Source organism: Maribacter chungangensis (genome assembly GCF_042676845.1).
GTDB classification, from domain to species: Bacteria; Bacteroidota; Bacteroidia; order Flavobacteriales; family Flavobacteriaceae; genus Maribacter; species Maribacter chungangensis.
The window spans coordinates 226,645-245,262 of the sequence record NZ_JBHTHY010000014.1 but is presented as its reverse complement, the minus strand read 5'-3'; the positions used below and the strand labels follow the sequence as shown (position 1 = coordinate 245,262).

The following is an 18,618-nucleotide window of genomic DNA, read 5'->3' as shown; positions in this document are numbered from 1 at the left end:
ACTGGCAACAAAATAGGATTGCCCTCGCACTTGGAACGGTATTCGGCCAAAAACACTATTTTTAAAACTCATCAGGCAAAAATACGTATGGAACCAAAGACATTGAGAGTATTAAAATCAATTTTATCAACGGCATTTTTACTTGTTTCCATGGGCGCCTCAGGTCAGCCATTTTTGCAGAAGGCGATACGGGAAGAACCAAAGACCATCATGGCCATTTTTGCCCACCCCGATGATGAGACCGCCGTAGGTCCGGTGCTGGCCAAATATGGCGCTATGGCCAAGGTGCAGGTGGTGATCGCCACCGATGGCCGCTACGGGGTCAGCGACCATTTTGGCATGTCCGCGGGTGATTCCCTAGTTGCCGTTAGAACCCAAGAAATGGCCTGTGCCTGCGAAGAACTGGGCGTGCATCCACCACACTTTTTAGGGGCCAAAGACGGATTGGGACTCAACGGCTACCATAATTTCTATGAAGAAGCGGCGCAATTAAAGGAGCGTATCAAGGACAAAATAAAGGAATTGAACCCCGACGTGATCTTGACCTTTGGTCCCGAGGGTGATACCGGCCATCCGGACCATCGCATGATAGGTGTGTTTACGACCGAGATCTTGCTGCGAGAGAATTGGGTAAACCAAATAGACCTGTACTACTTTGCCTGGACCAAAGAGCAGACCAAGAAGTTCCCCGCGGATTGGGGCTTAGGGTGGACGCATCCTGATCTGCTGCACACCAAGATCAGGTTCAGCCCCCAAGACGAAGAAAGGGCTTTTGCCTCACTGCGCTGTCATAGGAGCCAATACACCCCAACCGAATTGGAGGCCTGGATAAAGGCCGAAAAACAGGATACCACCAATGTATTGTACTTTAGAAAGTTTGCTTTGGATACCGTACTACGGAACAGGTTTTAATAGATTATTCAAGAAAAATGTAGGGTATCCGTGTTGTTTCTTTTCCCAAAGCGGCTTGTGTTTTTAGTAAATCTATAGCCTGCTCGTTGGTCTCGAATTGGAAAGGCTCATTTAGGTATACTTCGCTATTGCTTAATTTAAAACGTTTGTCTTTTACGTGTTTCCACCGGCTAACGAAGTAGTGAAAATTGGAATCTGAACCTTGGTAGAAGTACCCTTGAAAATTTGGTGACGAATGAAGGATAACCCCCCCCTCAACATCTACCTCGGCTATCTTGGACCCATTCGAGGAGCATGCACTTAAATTTAAGATCAGTAGTATTGTTGCAAGGTGCAGAATTGTTGCAAGGTTACGTGTTTTATTCATAAGTTCCTCTTGTTTTTATCCATCCAGATTCTGATTTTCAAGTTTTTAGAAGCTATAGCCAAGGCAAGTTAGTTCTAAGACTGGTTTTCTCGCTAGTTGTTTACGGCCAAATCCATACCACGGTTTACAGGGGTTTTCCAAGGCAATTTAAGCGGTATTTTAGCCGTTAAATCAATGATCAGCTATATTCTGTATCATAAACTCTTGACCTTATGCATAAAATACTTGCCATTCTATTTTTAGTTACCACGGTAGTAATAGCAAAAGATCCCATATATCATGATATCTATGTCGATTTTAAGGAGGGCACCTCGTATGCGCTTTTCGGCAACGACGTAAAATTTAGAACGGCTCCCGATCTAAACGCTGAGGTCTTGAACTTGCTCAAAATTGGCAGCGAAGTGGAGATCGTGGAGAAAACGAACAAGACCATTGCATACAACGGCATCGATTCGCCTTTTTATAAAGTGAAGTACAAGGGTAAAACGGGGTTTGTTTTAGGTGGACTGATTTCCTTGGAAAAAAAGACAACCGATACCGCCACTTACCTTTTCGCCTATAAAAAAGAGGGGTTTGGTTACCATCTTTTGGTGCGCAGCCTGTATGCCCCATCCGTGTTTAAGGAGACCAGTACGGCCTTGGGACCGGCCGGACTTACCATAGCCCTTATGGGAGACATGGGCCTTGATGGGGTCACGGACATTTTGCATATAGCAAACCACCCCGAGGCTTGTGGGGTAATAGGGGGCGATATCTATTTTTTTGAGACCAAGCACGGACTTAAAAAAGCCATCGCGACCACCCTTTTTTCCGAGGCGGGCGTTAATTGGTACAACGAAAAGTTGATTTTCCCTGCGGAGGAGCATGGCGTGGCCAACCGTATCGTTTATAAAGTGGAGAAGGGCGAATATGGCGATGAGGCCAGTAACGAAATCCATATTAGCTCTACCACACGCGAACTACGTTGGGAGAACGGGCAATTGTTACCTAAAGGAACGGAGCAATAGTAATGCGGCGGATTTCTTAAATCCAAGGTGCTATAAAAGGGAGAAATCCACAAAAAATAACATGAAACTAAAATCCATACTTTTTACTTTATTCGGTTCGATGCTCTTTTTTGGCTGCTCAAACAACGAAAATGGTTCATTTGAGATGATGGATGAATCGTTAGTAAGTCCACTGCCCCAAACGGAATCGTCAGGGCAACAGCGCAAACTCATAAAAGAGGGCAACGTACGTTTTGAGACCAATGATATGGCTGCTACCAGAAAATCTATTTTTGAGAGTGTAGAAAAATACAAAGCCTATGTTTCCTCGGACCAAGAGTACAAATCTAGCAGTAGTATAAGGAATACGATAGCGATTCGGGTACCTGCAGCGCATTTTGATGCCCTCCTAAAAGATGCCACAAAGGGTGTTACAAAGTTCGACAGTAAAAGTATTGTAATAAAGGATGTTACAGAGGAGTTTTTGGATGTACAGGCGCGTTTAAAGACCAAGAAAGAATTGGAAAATAGGTATTTGGAAATCGCAAAAGAAGCCAAAAACGTTACCGAATTATTGGAGGTAGAAAAGCAACTGGGACTACTGCGTTCCGAAATAGAGTCGATCGAGGGGCGGATGAACTATTTAGAAAACCAGGTCTCCCTTGCTACCTTGACGATGGGTTTTTATCGGACCATACCCACTCAAACCCAGTTTGGGAACAAGTTCGCCAACGGATTCAAAAACGGCTGGGACAATCTTATTTGGTTCTTTGTAGGGCTCATCAATATTTGGCCGTTCTTGATTCTGGTTTTTGGAATTGTGTTTTGGCTGGTATGGCGAAAGCCTAGGAAGGCACAAGCTTAAGACGCACATTCCGGTTAGCGTTATGTTTTCGGTAACCAAATATTAGTTTGTAACCTAGTCGAAATATAGATTAAATACATTTTATATGCATAAGCTCACGGATAGGCTTCCCATAATCATTACGGCAACGGGCACCTTATTTTTTAGTTGGTTAACGTATTATTTTAATTTTAACGGCGATGGCGGTGCAGACGGTTTAAGTATGTTCTTTTTTATCGTGTTTGCTACCGGGGCATCGTTACTATTTTTACTCGGTTTCTTGGGTGCGGTATTTTTTACGAATATAGGAGAGACTGTCTTTAAGGGAATCCTGTTGATTATAGTATTTTTGTGTGTCGGCTATGTTGCCTCGGTAGTGTATTATCCCGCTACGGAAGGGATTGAGGTGGAAACAAGGACTGTAAATGACTAATATCATTCTACTCTAGCCAATTAGAAAATATTTAGGCGAACATATAAAACCTATACCCAAATCGCACGGTATTGTATGAGGAAAGAGTTAGATTCCTCCCATCTTCTTCCGAATATCTTCCAAACATAAATTCCCTATACTACCCTCGTGGGTGTGTTTTAAGTTTCGTTTTGGGGTAAACTTACCATCTTGAATCTCCTGCCCCATTTTTTTGTAGGCATCCCGAAAGGGCATACCGTCCTGCACCAGTTCGTTAAGGGTGTCTACGCTAAATAAATAATCATATTTGGGGTCTTCCAAGATGCCTTCGTTCACCTGTATTTCGCGCAAGCTAAAGCTCATGATCTCCAAACAAGCCTTCATGTCCTGAATGGCGGGCACTATAATTTCTTTCACCAACTGCAAATCCCGATGGTAGCCACTGGGCAGGTTGTTGATGACCGTGGTAAGCTGATTGGGAATGGATTGCAGTTTGTTGCATTTGCCCCTTACCAGTTCAAAAACATCGGGATTCTTTTTGTGGGGCATAATGCTGGAACCCGTGGTCAATTCATCCGGGAAGGAAATAAAATCAAAATTCTGACTCATGTACAAACAGATATCCATGGCCATCTTGGATAGGGTAGCGGCAATACTGGCCATTCCAAAAGCGGTTGCTTTTTCCACTTTTCCTCGGCTCATTTGTGCGGCCACCACATTATATTTTAGGGTCTCAAAGCCCATTTCCTTGGTGGTGAAACTGCGATCAATGGGAAAGGAACTGCCGTATCCGGCCGCACTTCCCAAGGGGTTTTGGTCGGCTACTTTATAGGCGGCATCCACAAAATACAGATCATCGATCAAGCTCTCTGCATACGCCGAAAACCAAAGTCCAAAAGAAGAAGGCATTGCAATTTGTAAGTGGGTGTACCCGGGCAGGAGTACTCTTTTGTACTTGTCTGCTAGGTTCAACAGCAAATCGAACAAAGTTTTGGTCATCGATTTGATTTCCGCTAGTTCATCTTTTAAATACAGGTGCATGGCCACCAAAACTTGGTCGTTTCTAGACCGTGCGGTATGGATTTTTTTTCCGGTATCCCCCAAGGCCAAGGTCAGTTGAAACTCAATTTTGGAATGCATATCCTCAAAATTATTTTCTATGACAAAAGTGCCATTTTCGATTTTTGCAGTAATGTTATCCAGCTCGGTAACGAGCTCTTTGGTCTCCTTTTCTGTTAGTAGTCCAATTTTACCTAACATTTTAGCATGTGCTTTGGAGGCAATGACATCGTACTTGGCCAAATGTAAATCGAGTTCACGATCGTTACCCACGGTAAAGTGGTCTATTTTTTTATCGGTGCTAAAGCCTTTGTCCCAGAGTCGCATACGCTCAGTATTTAGTAGTTAGTTTGTAGTAATTAGTATAAGGTTTTCTAGTCTGCCTCTTACTGCCCTTTTTGGGGATTAGGCGCTAGGAATCCTTTCAATATTTTAATGTAGAGGTCAATTCCCTCCTCAATTTCCTTCACGTAAATATACTCATTCGCGGAATGGGAACGGGTACTATCTCCGGGCCCTAGTTTTAAGGACTGGCAGCTAAGTGCTGCTTGGTCCGATAGGGTAGGAGAACCATAAGTTGTTCTTCCTAAAGTGATGCCCGATTGCACCAGCGGATGCTCTTTGTCAATTTTTGAGGAGTTGAGCTTGAGTCCACGTTCCTTGATTTCGCAGGGTGCCTCGGCCTTCAGTAAATCGGCAATTTCTTTGTTTGAATAGGCATCGTTCACGCGCACATCGATAACCAGTTCCACTTGTGATGGAACCACATTGTGCTGGCTACCGCCATTGATCTGGGTAACGGTCATTTTAACATCGCCCAAGGCTTCGGAGGTTTTTTCGAATTTGTAATTTTTGAACCACTGCAAGACTTCAATGGTATTGTAAATGGAGTTATTATCGTTTGGATGTGCCGCGTGGGAAGGCGTCCCTTTTACTACGGCATCAAAAACGACCAAGCCTTTTTCGGCGATCGCCAATTGCATGAGGGTAGGTTCGCCCACAATGGCGACATCAATTTTTGGCAATTGTGGAAGCAAGCCGCGCAAACTGTTGGGACCTGCATTTTCTTCTTCCATCGATGCTACCATCAATAAATTATGGTTGAGGTTTTTGGCAGCGTAGAAATGGTTAAAGGTGGCGATAAGGGACACCAGACAGCCACCGGCATCGTTACTGCCCAAACCGTATAACTTTCCGTCTTCTATATGCGGATGAAATGGGTCTTTAGTGTATGCCTTGTTCGGTTTTACGGTGTCGTGATGTGAATTTAAAAGCAGCGTTGGTTTGCTATCGTCCCAGTATTGGTTTTTCGCAAATACGTTATTATGGACGCGTTCATAAGGAATATCAAAAGATTTGAACCAAGCTTCGATGGCATCCGCGGTTTGGTCTTCTTCCCCGGAAAAGGATTGGATCGAAATTAGGGTTTTAAGCAAATCGATAGCTTTTTGGGTAAGTTCCTGCTGTGTCATGTTATAGGGTAATTGTTGTAAAAAGTCCGTCTTTGGTGGCGAGCATTGAATGGTGTCCGATACATACTTTTTCTACGCCACGCTCCACGGCATAAAAACAATTGTCAATTTTAGGTATCATCCCATCCACTATGATACCTTCGTTGAGGAGCTTTGTGTAACTCCGATTGTTAATTTGTGAGATGACCGAATCTTCATCTTTAATATTTTGTAAAACGCCTTTTTTTTCGAAGCAATAATAAAGTGTTGTTTCGTAGAATGCGCTCATGGCAATGGCAATTTCCGAGGCAATTGTATCAGCATTGGTATTAAGCAATTGTCCTTCGCCGTCGTGGGTCATCGCACAGAAAACGGGAGTTAAATCTGCTTTTAATAGTTTGGAAATAATGTTTTTGTTCACATCATCTACATCACCTGCAAAGCCATAATCAATTTCGGTTACAGGTCTTTTATGTGCTTGGATCATATTACCGTCAGCGCCGCTCAATCCAATGGCATTGCACTTATGGGCCTGTAATTGGGCCACAATATTTTTGTTGGCCAACCCAGCGTAAACCATAGTAATCACTTCAAGGGTCTCGGCATCGGTAATTCTGCGGCCAGCGACCATCTTCGATTGGATGCCTAGTTTAGTTGCCAATTGAGTGGCCAATTTTCCGCCGCCATGGACTAAGATTTTAAGTCCGTCTAGTTTAGCGAAAAGTTTTAAAAACGTGCTAAGTTCCTGTTTGTTTTCGATGACATTACCACCGATTTTTATGATTGATAGTTTTTTCATTATTTTTTCCGTCTTTTTAGCGAAGGCTGGAATCTGTTTTACGCATTTAATATTCCTCCGTCAATGGTCATTGCGGTTCCCGTAATCCAAGCAGCATCCTCTGACACTAGGAATAGTGCTAGTTTGGATACTTCCTCAGGGGTTCCTAGACGTTTCATGAGCGTTGCTTTTCCTGCATCTTCAACAGCGCTTTCCGGATGCGCAAAGGCTTTGGCAGAATCCCAGATAAAGGGTGTGTCTACCGGACCGGGACAAATGGCATTCACCCTTACTTTTGGTCCATATTCTACTGCTAGCTGCTTCATCAGTGCAACGGCCCCTGCTTTGGAAGCACAATAGGCCGGGTGATTAGGAAAACTTTTATAGGCGGCAATGGACGCATTGATCAAGATGGTGCCGTTCGATTTTTCCAGGTGGGGTATGGCGTGTTTGGACATATAAAAAATAGCACTAAGATTGACATCTACGGTTTTATGCCAGTCTTCCATCGACAATTCAACCACATTGCCAAGACCCAAAGTGCCTGCATTTAGTGATACAATATCCAATTTCCCAAAATGTTGCATGGCCGTTTTTACTAGCAGTGCGTTGTACTGGGGTTCGCTTACATCCCCAGAAACAAAAACAGCTCCTGCAAGTTCTTTGGCCAAGGAATTCCCCCGTTCTTTATTCCTTCCGGATATCACAAGCTTGGCGCCATGCGCATGAAATAGGGTAGCTATGGACTTTCCCATGCCGCTCGTGGCACCGGTTACGATACAAACCTTGTCCTTTAGTTTTAAATCCATTTTAGTTATGTTCCAACAATTTCTTCAAAACCACCTGCGCTGCATAGGTGCGGTTGTTCGCCTGTTCGATCACCAAACTTTGCCCACTGTCCAAGACTGCGTCTTCAACGACTACATTCCTACGTACCGGTAAGCAATGCATAAATTTCGCCTTGTCTAGTTTTTCCGCCGTCATCATCCAAAGCTTATTCTCATTTAAAACTTTTCCATAATCGGTATAGCTGCTCCAGTTTTTCACATAGATAAAATCCGCATTTTCACAAGCCTTTTTTTGATCGTATTCTATTTTTGTACCTTTTGTGATCTCAGGACTCAGTTCATATCCCTTGGGGTGTGTAATTACAAATTCGGCATCCTGCAGTTGCATCATTTCTATAAAGGAATTGGCCACGGCATGCGGCAATGCTTTAGGATGTGGCGCCCAGGACAGCACCACTTTTAGTTTCGTTTTGGTTTTATGTTCCTCTAATGTTATGGCATCGGCAAGGGCCTGTAAGGGATGACCAACGGAACTTTCCATATTCACAACGGGAATGGAAGCATGTCTTATAAAGCCGTTCAAAACCACTTCCGCTTCGTCTTTTTCTTTATCCGTTAGGGAGGCAAAGGCACGGATGGCAACGATATCACAGAATTGGGAAACGACCTTTGCCGCTTCTTTTATATGTTCGGACTTTCCCTGGTCCATTATGGCACCATCTTCATATTCCAACTGCCAACCTTCGTTGCCAAAATTCATGACCATAACGTCCATACCCAAATTCATCGCCGCTTTTTGGGTGCTTAGGCGTGTTCTCAAACTATTGTTAAAGAAGAGCAAACAGATGGTTTTTCCATCGCCTAGTTGTTTGTGGGCTTTTGGATTTGTTTTTAGCTTTCTGGCTTCTGCTACCCATTCGGGTAGGGAATCGATATCTTTTAGGGATAGGTAGTGTTTCATCTGTACGCAGCTATTTTCAGTTCTATTTTTTAACTTTAGTTATAACTATTTGTTTTTATCAAACCCGTAAATCGTAGTGTGCATACCTGCAATTTTCCACTGTCCTTCTATTTTTTCCATGAGTCTGGTCTCTCGTTTTAGTCCGCGTAACGAGTCTACCTGTTCAAAACTTACCCATGCTCCATTTCCGTAAAGTCGAACATCAATATCATTCACTAGTTTAGGTGCTGGTTCCGGTTCGGGATGTTCTTCCATAAATGCTTTAACGAATGCACTTATTTTATTCCAGCCAATAGCTTCTGAATGTGTGCTATCTTCAAAGTTTATATATGTTTTTGAGATGTTCTCATCATGAACCCATTTTTCTGTCCAAGCTTCATAATTCCTTTGAAAAGCAACTGTAGTTTCGCTTTGTAAGGTTTCCAAAATCGCTTTTTTTTCCTGTTCGAAATTTACCGGAGGGATGGTTTTAATTTCCGTGCTTTTTTCTTGTTTACAACTCCCTAGGGATAGGATACCCAACAGTAAAAGAATTATTTTAGTTTTCATCATGCGTTTTTTTTAGTTCTTCAAAAGCTTTCGAGGCACTATTTTGGTGTGTTTGGATTTCTCCTCAAGTGAATCCATTATAAAATTGTCCCGTAACCCGTTTACGATCCATGTTTCTATACCTGCGCCCTGGGCAATGGTGCCGGCCTCAATTTTGGATTGCATACCACCTGTGCCATGTGACGATTTTTCTAGACGAACTTCTTTCAAAAGATCATCAATACGGGAAACGGTTTTGATGGTTGCAGGTTTTCCATTTTCTAAGGATGCCTTGGTGTAAATGCCATCCGTATTCGTAGCGATCAGTAATAGGTCTACTTTTAGTAGGGAGGCCGTTAAAGCGGCAAGCTTATCGTTGTCGCCAAACTGAATTTCATCGGTGGCAACGGTATCATTTTCATTGATGATAGGAATAAAATTATTGGCTACCAGGACATTTATAGTGTTCTTGATGTTCTCTTTTGATTCTGGTTTTTCAAAATCGGAATACGACAAAAGACATTGCGATGTAAATAGTCCCAATTCCCTAAAATTCTCTTGAAAAATGCGCATCAAATGGGGTTGGCCAATAGCTGCCAGTGCTTGTTTAACCGTAATTTCTTCGCCATTATGTTCTAATTTTACGAATTGTTTAGCGGCTGCGATTGCTCCGGAACTTACGATTATAAATTCGTAGTCATCCTTTAGATTTGAAATTTGCCTACCGATATCCTCTATTTTTCCTCTGGAAATCTGGTCGGTTTCCTTGGTCAAGGTATTGGAACCGATTTTTAGTAAGATTCTTTGTTTCGTCATTAGCTCCTCGTTTGTCCATTTCCTTTTATATACCACTTGTTGGTCACTAAATGCTGTAGGCCTATAGGTCCCCTTTGATGCAGTTTGTCCGTGCTTATGGCAAGCTCGCCGCCTAATCCAAACTGTCCGCCATCGGTAAACCGGGTAGAGGCGTTGTGATACACCGCGGCCGAATCTACCGCTTCCATAAAGATATCGGCTTTTTCGGTATTCGTTGTAATGATGGCGGCCGAATGTCCACCGCCATAAGTATTTATTTTAGAAATGGCATCCGCCATATCGGACACTTGCCCAATTGCTATTTTATAGTCCAAAAACTCCTCGTGCCAAACGTGTTCATCCGTAACCGGCTGGGTGCCCTTAAGACTTGACAAGGCATTGTCCGCGAGAATTTCAATCTTATATTTTTGTAACTCTTGAATTAAATGTAGTAGAAATTGATGTTTTCGAACCAGATCTGAAGCAACAAGAACTTTGTCCAACGCATTGCATGCCGATATTTTTGTCGTCTTGGCATTGATGATAATATCCAGGGCCATTTGTAGATCGGCTTCGGAATCAACGTAAACAAAATTATTTCCGCGCCCACTAACGATTACCGGGCAGGTAGCATGTTCTTTAACAAATGCGATCAACCGTTCCCCGCCTCTGGGTACGATCAGATCCAGCTTTTGTGTGGGTTTTTGCAAAAATGCCTGTGTTTGGGTTCTATCGAACTGTAAATACGTGACCCAATTAGTGTCACAATTATTTTCTTGCAGTGCCTTATGCCATAGGTCCACCAAAAGCGAATTACTGTTCAAGGATTCTTTACCGCCTTTTAACAAGATTTTATTGCCTGATTTAAACGCTATTCCTGTAGCTTCAATAGTTACATCCGGTCTAGATTCGTAAATAATAAGAATGGTACCAAAAGGAGCTGTTTTATTGCTAACATACATTCCATTTTCATGGGTGGTCGCGAACCGTTCAATGCCCAAAGGATCCGGTTCGGCCGCCAATTGTTCCAAGGAGAGTAACATACCGTCGATTTTGTTCTGGTCCACTTTTAATCTATCCCGCATAGAAATATTGTCACCGTCGTAGGCATCCAGATCGGTTTGGTTGGCCTTTAGTACGGCGTTTTTATTTTCCTGGATATGTCTTGCCATGGAAAGTAGGACGGCGTTACGTTGTACTATTTTCAGTTGGGTATTCACGTTAGTTCTTCTTTTAGGGCGTTGAAAAAAATATCGATATGTTCTTTGGTAATATTTAACGCGGGCAAAATTCGTAGTACGTGCTTATCTTTTGCACCACCGGTAAACAAATGTTGTTCGTAGATTAGTTTTTTACGTAGTTCCGAGACCTCAAAATAAAATTCCAGCCCTAACATTAAGCCCCTGCCTTTTACCCGTTTCACTTGTGGGATTTCTGAAGCCTTTTTCCTAAAATAATGGCCTAGTTCGGCTGCATTTTCGATAAGTTTGTCCTTTTCCAACACCTCTAAAACGGCCATGGTGGCTGCACATGCCAAGTGGTTGCCTCCGAAGGTGGTTCCTAAAAGTCCGTAGGAAGCTTTTATATCTTCGTGAATAAGAATGCCGCCGACCGGAAATCCATTGCCCATTCCTTTGGCTATACTGATAACATCGGGCACTATGCCATGATGTTGAAAACCAAAGAATTTTCCACTTCTTCCAAAACCGGACTGTACCTCGTCTGCAATAAGTACGACATTGTTGATTTGGCAAGCTTTTGCGATTTCCTGATAAAATTCGGTCGTTGGCTCATCCAGTCCTCCAACTCCTTGTATGGCTTCTATGATAACACCGCAAACGTCACCTTTGCCAATTTCGGAGGTAAAGGACGCAAGGTCGTTCAAGGGAAGGATCGTAACTTTTTGCTGTTTGTTCAACGGTGCGTTTATAGCCTCGTTATCCGTTACCGCCACGGCAGCGGAGGTACGCCCGTGAAAACCGTTCTTAAAGGCGATTACGCGCGATTTTCCTGTATGGAACGATGCTATTTTGAGGGCGTTTTCATTGGCTTCCGCCCCTGAATTGCAAAGAAATAGATTGTAGTTTTCACATCCGGAAAGTTGCCCTAATTTTTGCGCCAACGCTACCTGTAACGGGTTTTGTACCGCATTGCTATAAAACCCGATTTTGTCCAATTGCTCTTTAAGCCGTTTTACATAGTGTGGATGCGAATGCCCTATGGAAATTACCGCATGGCCACCATAAAAATCTAAATACTCTTGCCCTTTGTCATCGGTAACGACAATACCTTTTGCCGACACTGGGGTTACGTTGTAGAGTGGATATACGTCAAATAAGTTCATGTCTTAAAAATTCAAATTCAATGGTTTTTTAAATAGTGTACTTTTTTCATTAGTGAGTAGTTTTTAGAGGGTAGTTTTTAGAGGGTAGAGGGTAGAGGGTAGGGTAGTCCAATAGTAGTTCGTAATTGGTAAAAAGTAACCGTTGTTTTTTTTGAATTTGTAATCATTTTTCAGGATATTTTTCTCATTTCTCATTTCTCATTTCTCATTTCTCATTTCTCATTTCTCATTTCTCATTTCTCATTTCTCATTTCTCATTTCTCATTTCTCATTTCTCATTTCTCATTTCTCATTTCTCATTTCTCATTTCTCACTTCTCACTTCTCACTTCTCACTTCTCACTTCTCACTTCTCACTTCTCACTTCTCACTTCTCACTTTGCCTTAAACTCGGTTATTTTGTTGTAGGAAGCCACAATACCTTGTATCAAAGAAGAGCTCAATCCCTGTATTTCCATTTCGTTGAGCCCTTGTATGGTACAGCCCATAGGGGTGGTTACCTTGTCTATTTCTTCCTCCGGATGGTTGCCGGATGCTATTAATAAATCCGCAGCTCCGTTACAGGTATGCATGGCCAGTTCCTGTGCTTCCTTGGCGTCGAAACCAAGCTGAATGGCCCCTTGGGTGGTAGCCCGGATAAGGCGCATCCAAAAGGCAATGCCACTGGCACATATAACCGTGGCCGCCTGCATTTGATTTTCGGGGATTTCCATGGAATGTCCCATTCTGTTAAAAATGGACTTAGCAAGTTCAATACGTTTTTTTCCTGTTACGTTGCTACAGATACAGGTCATGGATTTACCGACAGAAATAGCGGTATTGGGCATGCTACGGATGATGTATTTGTCCTTGCCGATGATACCTTCTATCTTATCGATTACAAACCCGGTAATGCTGGAAATTACCACATGCTTTTCGGTCAGTAGGGGTTTTACGTCCTCTAATATTTGTGCGAAATGCGCCGGTTGCACCGCAAAAATCAAAATATCCGAATTTTTCACGGCTTCTGCATTGTCTCTGGTGACGGTAACGTTCCCGTATTTTTCAAAATCCTTTATGCTATCGGTATTTCGCTTCGTCAGGTACATGCTGGTAGCACCATTACTGTGCAAAATGCCTTTGGCTATTGATAATCCTAAATTTCCGGCTCCTATGATGGCTATTTTCATGATTGATAGTAATTAGAAATGATTACAAAGTATGAAGTACTCATTTCTGTTTGACAATAATTTCTTATTACTGAATATGTTATACTCCATACTTAATATACTCCCGCTTTTAAATTCAATCCTAAATCCTCTTCCAATCCTAACATCAGGTTCATGTTTTGTACCGCTTGTCCGGATGCACCTTTTAACAAATTATCTATGGCCGAAGTGATGAGCAAGGTGTTTTCATGTTTGTGCAAATGAATATGGCACTGGTTGGTGTTTACGACTTGTTTTAGATGTATAGGTTCTTTTGCTACCTGCGTGAACCGCGCATGCCAATAAAATTGGGTATACAGTTCTTGTGCTACTTCCAAAGGTTCTTTAAAATGTGTGTATGCCGTGGCTAGAATTCCCCTAGTGAAATTTCCTCGATTGGGAAGAAAAAATAACTCGTTCGTATCCTCTTGTAACGAGGTAAGACTTTCATTTATTTCCCCTAGATGTTGGTGCGTAAACGGCTTGTACCAGCTTACGTTATTGTTTCGCCAGCTAAAATGGGAGGTAGCGGACGGACTAACCCCTGCCCCCGTACTGCCGGTTATTGCGTTAATGTGTACGGCCGCATTTATTTTTTTTGCCTTGGCCAAAGGTAAAAGCGCCAATTGTATCGCTGTGGCAAAACAGCCCGGATTTGCAATGTATTGCGCATTTTCTATATGGGTTCTGTTGAGTTCCGGTAGACCGTATACGAAGTGCTTTCCATTAAAATTTGCATCGGCCTGTAGTCTAAAATCATTACTAAGGTCGATGATTTTTGTATTAGCTGAAAAAGGATGTTCCTGTAAAAATTTGGTGGAATTCCCATGGCCTAGGCAGAGAAAAACAATATCCACGTTCACGTTTACATCACCTGTAAAATTAAGTTCCGTTTGTCCCAACAAATCGGCATGGGCAGATACCAATGGTTTTCCTGCCCTTGTTGTGCTGTACACAAAATCTATCTCTATTGCCGGATGGTGCAATAGGATTCGGATGAGTTCCCCGCCCGTATATCCAGAACCGCCTATGATGCCTGCTGTTATCATATTTTTAAATTTCAATTTGAAACACAACTATTAAATGCACTTCGTTTGTATTTTATCATTGTGTTTTTATCGTTTTTCTAATCGTATAGTTCGGTTTTTCAACGGACCCCTCCCTAGCCCTCCCCTGAGGTGAGGGGACGTTTTGTGCTTCGTTGGGTCATTTTGCATTGGATTCAACTTAACCAGATGATTTAATATCTGTTTTCTTTAGTTTTCAACCTGCTGGCTGACCCCTCCCTAGCCCTCCCCCAAGGGGAGGGGACGTTTTGTGCTTCAAGATATTTTTGCACATGAGATAATTTCGCTATCATCTAACCACCAACCATTAAGCTCTCACACCTAAACGCATCGCTCTCCTTTTTTAAACCTGGTCGCCAGGATTATTTACGTGATTGTAAATCTTCCCTGCGTTGGATTGTATTTTTATAAAGCCTTTTGCCTCGTCCGCCGTCCATCCTTTGTTCATTTCGCCATAACTGCCAAACGAAGCATTCATTAAATCATGGGGCGATGAGATGCCGTTTAGCCGGAACTGAAAAGGATAAAGGCCCACAAAAACATCGCCGGAGACTGTTTTTTGTGTGTCCGTTAAAAACGCTTCAATATTGCGCATTACGGCATCCAAGTAATTGCCTTCGTGCAATAACATGCCGTAAAAATTACCTTGTTGTTCTTTTTGGAATTGCTGCCATTTGGTAAGGGTGTGCTTCTCCAATAAATGATGGGCCTTAATGATGATCAATGCTGCGGCTGCCTCAAAACCTACTCTGCCTTTGATACCGATAATGGTATCCCCCACATGAATGTCCCTGCCAATTGCGTATTTGGATGCTATCGCTTCCAATTTTTCAATATTAGTAACGGGCGAGTCGTTTTCTCCATTGATGGCCACCAATTCCCCTTTGTTAAAGGTAAGTTTTACCTCCGATGGTTCTTTTTCCTGTAATTGACTGGGGTAGGCACTATCCGGCAAGGGTTTTTCGGAGGTTAAGGTCTCGTCGCCACCAACCGATGTACCCCAAAGTCCTTTATTGATGGAGTATTTTGCTTTTTCCCACGGATAGTCCACACCGTTTTCTTTTAAGTAGGCTATTTCCGCCTCGCGAGATAATTTATTGTCCCGTATGGGTGTAATGATTTCTATTTCAGGGGCTATAATCTGGAAAATCATGTCGAACCTCACTTGGTCGTTGCCGGCACCTGTGCTACCATGGGCAATATAGTTGGCGCCCATTTTCTTAGCGTAGTTCACAATTTCTATAGCCTGTACGATACGTTCGGCACTTACCGATAAGGGATAGGTGTTGTTCTTTAAAACATTTCCGAAAATGAGATACTTCACCACCTTGTCGTAGAAGGTCTGTACGGCATCTATAGAGGTGTACGATGCCGCACCGAGGGCCAATGCTTTTTCTTCAATACTCTTGATTTCCTCGGATGAGAATCCGCCCGTGTTTACGCTCACGGCGTGGACTTCGAACCCTTTGTCCTGTGATAGATGTTTGGCGCAGTAGGAGGTGTCCAATCCGCCACTGTAGGCTAATACTAATTTCTTCATGTTATTTGTTTTTATTTCCACGCTTGTACTGGGTTTATATCGGTATGGGTGAAAATTCGTTTCGTTTTTTCGAGATTTTACGCTTTATCAGGTATCGTAATCCTTATCGTTTTATTCAATTTAGCGTATGAATATATATCGCAGTTTCTTTTATTTCCCTCCTTGGGAGGGGCTAGGGGATGCCTTTCTTTTTAAAAACAGGCTCTCCTTAATACTACGTAACCTTTTAAAAGCTTTACTGTTTACTTTGTCTTTTTTTACTTCTGGTTTTGCTTTGGGGTCGTGCAGCATACCTGTGCAAAGGCATAACTTTTGCTCCGTACGGGTAAGAATATCGAAATTTTTACAGGTCTGGCATCCTTTCCAGAATTCCGGGTCGTCCGTTAGTTCGGAAAAGGTTACCGGTTTGTAGCCAAGCTCATAGTTGATTTTCATTACTGCGAGTCCCGTTGTGATTCCAAAAATTTTAGCATCCGGAAACTTCTCTTTACTTAGGTCAAAAACACGTTGTTTTATTTTCTTCGCCAGGCCCTGCCCCCTAAAATTTGGGTGTACGATAAGTCCGGAATTGGCCACGTATTTACCGTGCCCCCAGACTTCGATATAGCAAAAGCCAGCGAAGATTTCGCCATCTAAAGCGATGACAGCGTTACCGTTCTGTAGTTTTTTCTGGATGTATTCTGGTGTGCGTTTTGCGATTCCAGTACCACGTACTTTTGCGGATTCCTCAATGGTATCGCAAATATCCTGGGCGTATTTAAAATGTGATTCGTTAGCAACAACAAGTTTCATTGCTATATGGTTTTAGAAAGTAATAAATAAATTTGGTTTTGCTTGTGCAGAAATGGACTCACCTATTTCCATAAATAATTCATACCCTTACGGGCGACGGCGACGGGGAGCGAACGGACGTACAGGAGCAGTGCTGCTTGGAGAGGTTAATATGTAGTATGTTTCGTTCATTACGAGGTAAATGTACAAATTATCTTTAATCCAACTAATCTAAACCTTGTTTTTTACAAAAACATCAGGTTTTGTTACGATATGTTATGAATTCATAGATTACAAAAGCAAATACCGAAATATATTCAAGCAGGAGCAACCAAGCATTTTCCTTAAAATCGGTTTGGGAGTAGGCGTAGTAACTTAGCACGGCCATGGCGGACCATATTAGGGCAAAGCGGTAGGGAGTAAAAATCGTGAGCGTCACCAAAAAAATAATGTACCAAGGGTGTACCGTTGCAGATTGAAAATAATAGAGGGCAAGGACCCAAAGCATGGAGGTGATAAGAACCGGTAATTTTTCATTCTTTCTAAGAAAGGTAAACAGCACCACCGTTATAATGGTGAGTATAGGCGTAACTTTACCATAGGTCTTAATAAGTTCCCATGGTTTTGCATTGAACTGGATTCCAATTTGTTTTACCACGTTCCAAAGGCTTGCATTAAATTCAAAATTTGAAAACCAGAGTCCGATCGTTTTTGAATAGTTGGCCAAGAAATCCGATGAGTAGAACGGAAGAAAAAGCAAAAGCGAGCTTACACCTATGATGCTATAGAACGAAATACTTTTTTTGAGTTTAAGATGTTTTAAGAACAGTGGTAAAAATAATAAGGGTACTAGTTTCACCGAAATGGAACAGGCATAGACCACCGCAGCCCATTGCCATTTATGAACGGAAATGAGGTAGAGCGCCCAAACAAAAAAGAATAGCATTACTCCTTCAAAATGGAGGTTGCCCGTTAATTCTACAAGAATCAACGGATTTAAGAAATACCAAAAAATAAGGTGGGGAGATTTATTGAGTTTTTTCAATAGTTTTCTGCCAAAATAAAAGATTCCTACATCTGCCAGAATGATAATACTTCGTAACCCAATGATAGCACCCAGAATACTTTTTCCACCTAAAAATGTCGCCAACGCAAATAACAACTGGTTTAATGGAGGATAATTACTATAGTGTCTAGCGCTTAAACCGCCCATACCTTGGTGTAGTTGTTCTGCATTGGAGATTATAGGATTGGTTTCGGAAACCAATGTATTGGGTACGGCAACATAAGGATTTAGAAAATTCCTGACCAATTCGCCATCCCAAATAAAACGATAAAAATCCTGTGAAAGATTGGGTTCCGCAAACAAAAAAACGAACCTTGAAAGTAGACCAACGGAAAACAGGAAATTTACGTTCCATTTTTCGAACTGTATGAGTTTGTAACATAAAAAGAACAAAGCTGCAAAGAGCCCCACTAGTTTTGGAAAATCGGTACGCTCCAAATGATAGGCAAAGGTATAATAGAAGAGCATGCTTAGAAGTGCCAGTATAAGCGATACCTTGTGGAGTTTGAGGTATGTTGTTAATCTATTGGCCATTGATCTGTTTCTTGCATTGGCTAATTTAGCTGTTTTGATGTAAAAAAGGAGGAAGTGCAGCATTAACATGGTACCTGCACAGCTATAGGAAGTATTTTTCTAGAAGGTCTGTGTTTGTTGTTCCTAGTTGTAATTAAATCATTTAAATTGGTGTTAAACCTTCCAATGGCTAGAGAAACAATCGAAATCTAGTCCTGTGCCTACCCGTTCTGTCAAAAGGTATTTGCCC

Annotated in this window: 19 protein-coding genes; 4 read left to right on the top strand and 15 right to left on the bottom strand. The window is 42.2% G+C overall.

Going from position 1 to position 18,618, the window contains the following annotated elements; translation table 11 throughout:
• Positions 1-87: 87 nt before the first annotated feature.
• Positions 88-912 (top strand): PIG-L deacetylase family protein, encoded by an 825-nt coding sequence (locus tag ACFQZJ_RS15415; RefSeq protein ID WP_379935768.1) that lies wholly within the window; start codon positions 88-90, stop codon positions 910-912.
• Positions 913-916: 4 nt separating this feature from the next.
• Here the strand turns inward: ACFQZJ_RS15415 and ACFQZJ_RS15410 are convergent, their stop codons facing one another.
• Positions 917-1,279: a hypothetical protein gene (locus ACFQZJ_RS15410; RefSeq protein WP_379935767.1), complete on the bottom strand. Its 363-nt coding sequence runs from the start codon at positions 1,277-1,279 to the stop codon at positions 917-919.
• A 212-nt stretch (positions 1,280-1,491) separates the two neighbouring features.
• Between ACFQZJ_RS15410 and ACFQZJ_RS15405 the strand changes: the two genes are divergently transcribed.
• The 3 genes from ACFQZJ_RS15405 to ACFQZJ_RS15395 all read left to right on the top strand — a co-directional run bounded on the left by ACFQZJ_RS15405 (position 1,492) and on the right by ACFQZJ_RS15395 (position 3,542).
• The gene (locus ACFQZJ_RS15405; protein ID WP_379935766.1) at positions 1,492-2,286 is read left to right on the top strand and encodes an SH3 domain-containing protein; all 795 of its coding nucleotides are present in this window, start codon (positions 1,492-1,494) and stop codon (positions 2,284-2,286) included.
• A 61-nt stretch (positions 2,287-2,347) separates the two neighbouring features.
• A complete protein-coding gene (locus ACFQZJ_RS15400; protein ID WP_379935765.1) occupies positions 2,348-3,130 on the top strand; it encodes a DUF4349 domain-containing protein in 783 nt (260 codons plus the stop codon).
• Positions 3,131-3,215: 85 nt separating this feature from the next.
• A complete protein-coding gene (locus tag ACFQZJ_RS15395) occupies positions 3,216-3,542 on the top strand; it encodes a hypothetical protein (protein ID WP_379935764.1) in 327 nt (108 codons plus the stop codon).
• An 87-nt stretch (positions 3,543-3,629) separates the two neighbouring features.
• Here the strand turns inward: ACFQZJ_RS15395 and argH are convergent, their stop codons facing one another.
• From argH to ACFQZJ_RS15325, 14 genes are all read right to left on the bottom strand, one after another.
• The gene (gene argH / locus ACFQZJ_RS15390) at positions 3,630-4,907 is read right to left on the bottom strand and encodes an argininosuccinate lyase (RefSeq protein ID WP_379935763.1); all 1,278 of its coding nucleotides are present in this window, start codon (positions 4,905-4,907) and stop codon (positions 3,630-3,632) included.
• A gap of 59 nt (positions 4,908-4,966) precedes the next feature.
• On the bottom strand, positions 4,967-6,052 hold the full coding sequence (locus tag ACFQZJ_RS15385) for a M20 family metallo-hydrolase (protein WP_379935762.1): 1,086 nt from the start codon (positions 6,050-6,052) through the stop codon (positions 4,967-4,969).
• 1 nt (position 6,053) lies between these two features.
• The gene (argB, locus tag ACFQZJ_RS15380; RefSeq protein WP_379935761.1) at positions 6,054-6,830 is read right to left on the bottom strand and encodes an acetylglutamate kinase; all 777 of its coding nucleotides are present in this window, start codon (positions 6,828-6,830) and stop codon (positions 6,054-6,056) included.
• A 38-nt stretch (positions 6,831-6,868) separates the two neighbouring features.
• Entirely contained in the window at positions 6,869-7,618 is a 750-nt protein-coding gene (locus ACFQZJ_RS15375; RefSeq protein WP_379935760.1) for an SDR family NAD(P)-dependent oxidoreductase, read from the bottom strand.
• Between the two features lies 1 nt (position 7,619).
• On the bottom strand, positions 7,620-8,558 hold the full coding sequence (locus tag ACFQZJ_RS15370) for an acetylornithine carbamoyltransferase (RefSeq protein WP_379935759.1): 939 nt from the start codon (positions 8,556-8,558) through the stop codon (positions 7,620-7,622).
• 45 nt (positions 8,559-8,603) lie between these two features.
• A complete protein-coding gene (locus ACFQZJ_RS15365) occupies positions 8,604-9,110 on the bottom strand; it encodes a hypothetical protein (RefSeq protein WP_379935758.1) in 507 nt (168 codons plus the stop codon).
• Positions 9,111-9,119: 9 nt separating this feature from the next.
• Complete coding sequence (proB, locus tag ACFQZJ_RS15360; protein ID WP_379935757.1) at positions 9,120-9,902, bottom strand: glutamate 5-kinase; 783 nt, start codon at positions 9,900-9,902, stop codon at positions 9,120-9,122.
• A complete protein-coding gene (locus ACFQZJ_RS15355) occupies positions 9,902-11,101 on the bottom strand; it encodes a glutamate-5-semialdehyde dehydrogenase (protein ID WP_379935756.1) in 1,200 nt (399 codons plus the stop codon). The genes proB and ACFQZJ_RS15355 overlap by 1 nt, the downstream gene beginning before the upstream one ends.
• Entirely contained in the window at positions 11,098-12,225 is a 1,128-nt protein-coding gene (locus ACFQZJ_RS15350; protein WP_379935755.1) for an aspartate aminotransferase family protein, read from the bottom strand. The genes ACFQZJ_RS15355 and ACFQZJ_RS15350 overlap by 4 nt, the downstream gene beginning before the upstream one ends.
• Positions 12,226-12,598: 373 nt before the next feature.
• Positions 12,599-13,393, bottom strand: coding sequence for a pyrroline-5-carboxylate reductase (gene proC / locus ACFQZJ_RS15345; RefSeq protein ID WP_379935754.1), 795 nt, complete (start codon positions 13,391-13,393; stop codon positions 12,599-12,601).
• A 92-nt stretch (positions 13,394-13,485) separates the two neighbouring features.
• Positions 13,486-14,460 carry an N-acetyl-gamma-glutamyl-phosphate reductase gene (gene argC, locus ACFQZJ_RS15340; protein WP_379935753.1) on the bottom strand — a complete coding sequence of 325 codons (975 nt, stop codon included), beginning with the start codon at positions 14,458-14,460 and terminating at the stop codon, positions 13,486-13,488.
• Between the two features lie 361 nt (positions 14,461-14,821).
• A complete protein-coding gene (gene argG / locus ACFQZJ_RS15335; protein WP_379935752.1) occupies positions 14,822-16,018 on the bottom strand; it encodes an argininosuccinate synthase in 1,197 nt (398 codons plus the stop codon).
• A gap of 150 nt (positions 16,019-16,168) precedes the next feature.
• Complete coding sequence (locus ACFQZJ_RS15330; protein ID WP_379935751.1) at positions 16,169-16,810, bottom strand: GNAT family N-acetyltransferase; 642 nt, start codon at positions 16,808-16,810, stop codon at positions 16,169-16,171.
• A gap of 235 nt (positions 16,811-17,045) precedes the next feature.
• Positions 17,046-18,389 (bottom strand): mannosyltransferase, encoded by a 1,344-nt coding sequence (locus ACFQZJ_RS15325; RefSeq protein WP_379935750.1) that lies wholly within the window; start codon positions 18,387-18,389, stop codon positions 17,046-17,048.
• Positions 18,390-18,618 lie beyond the last annotated feature (229 nt).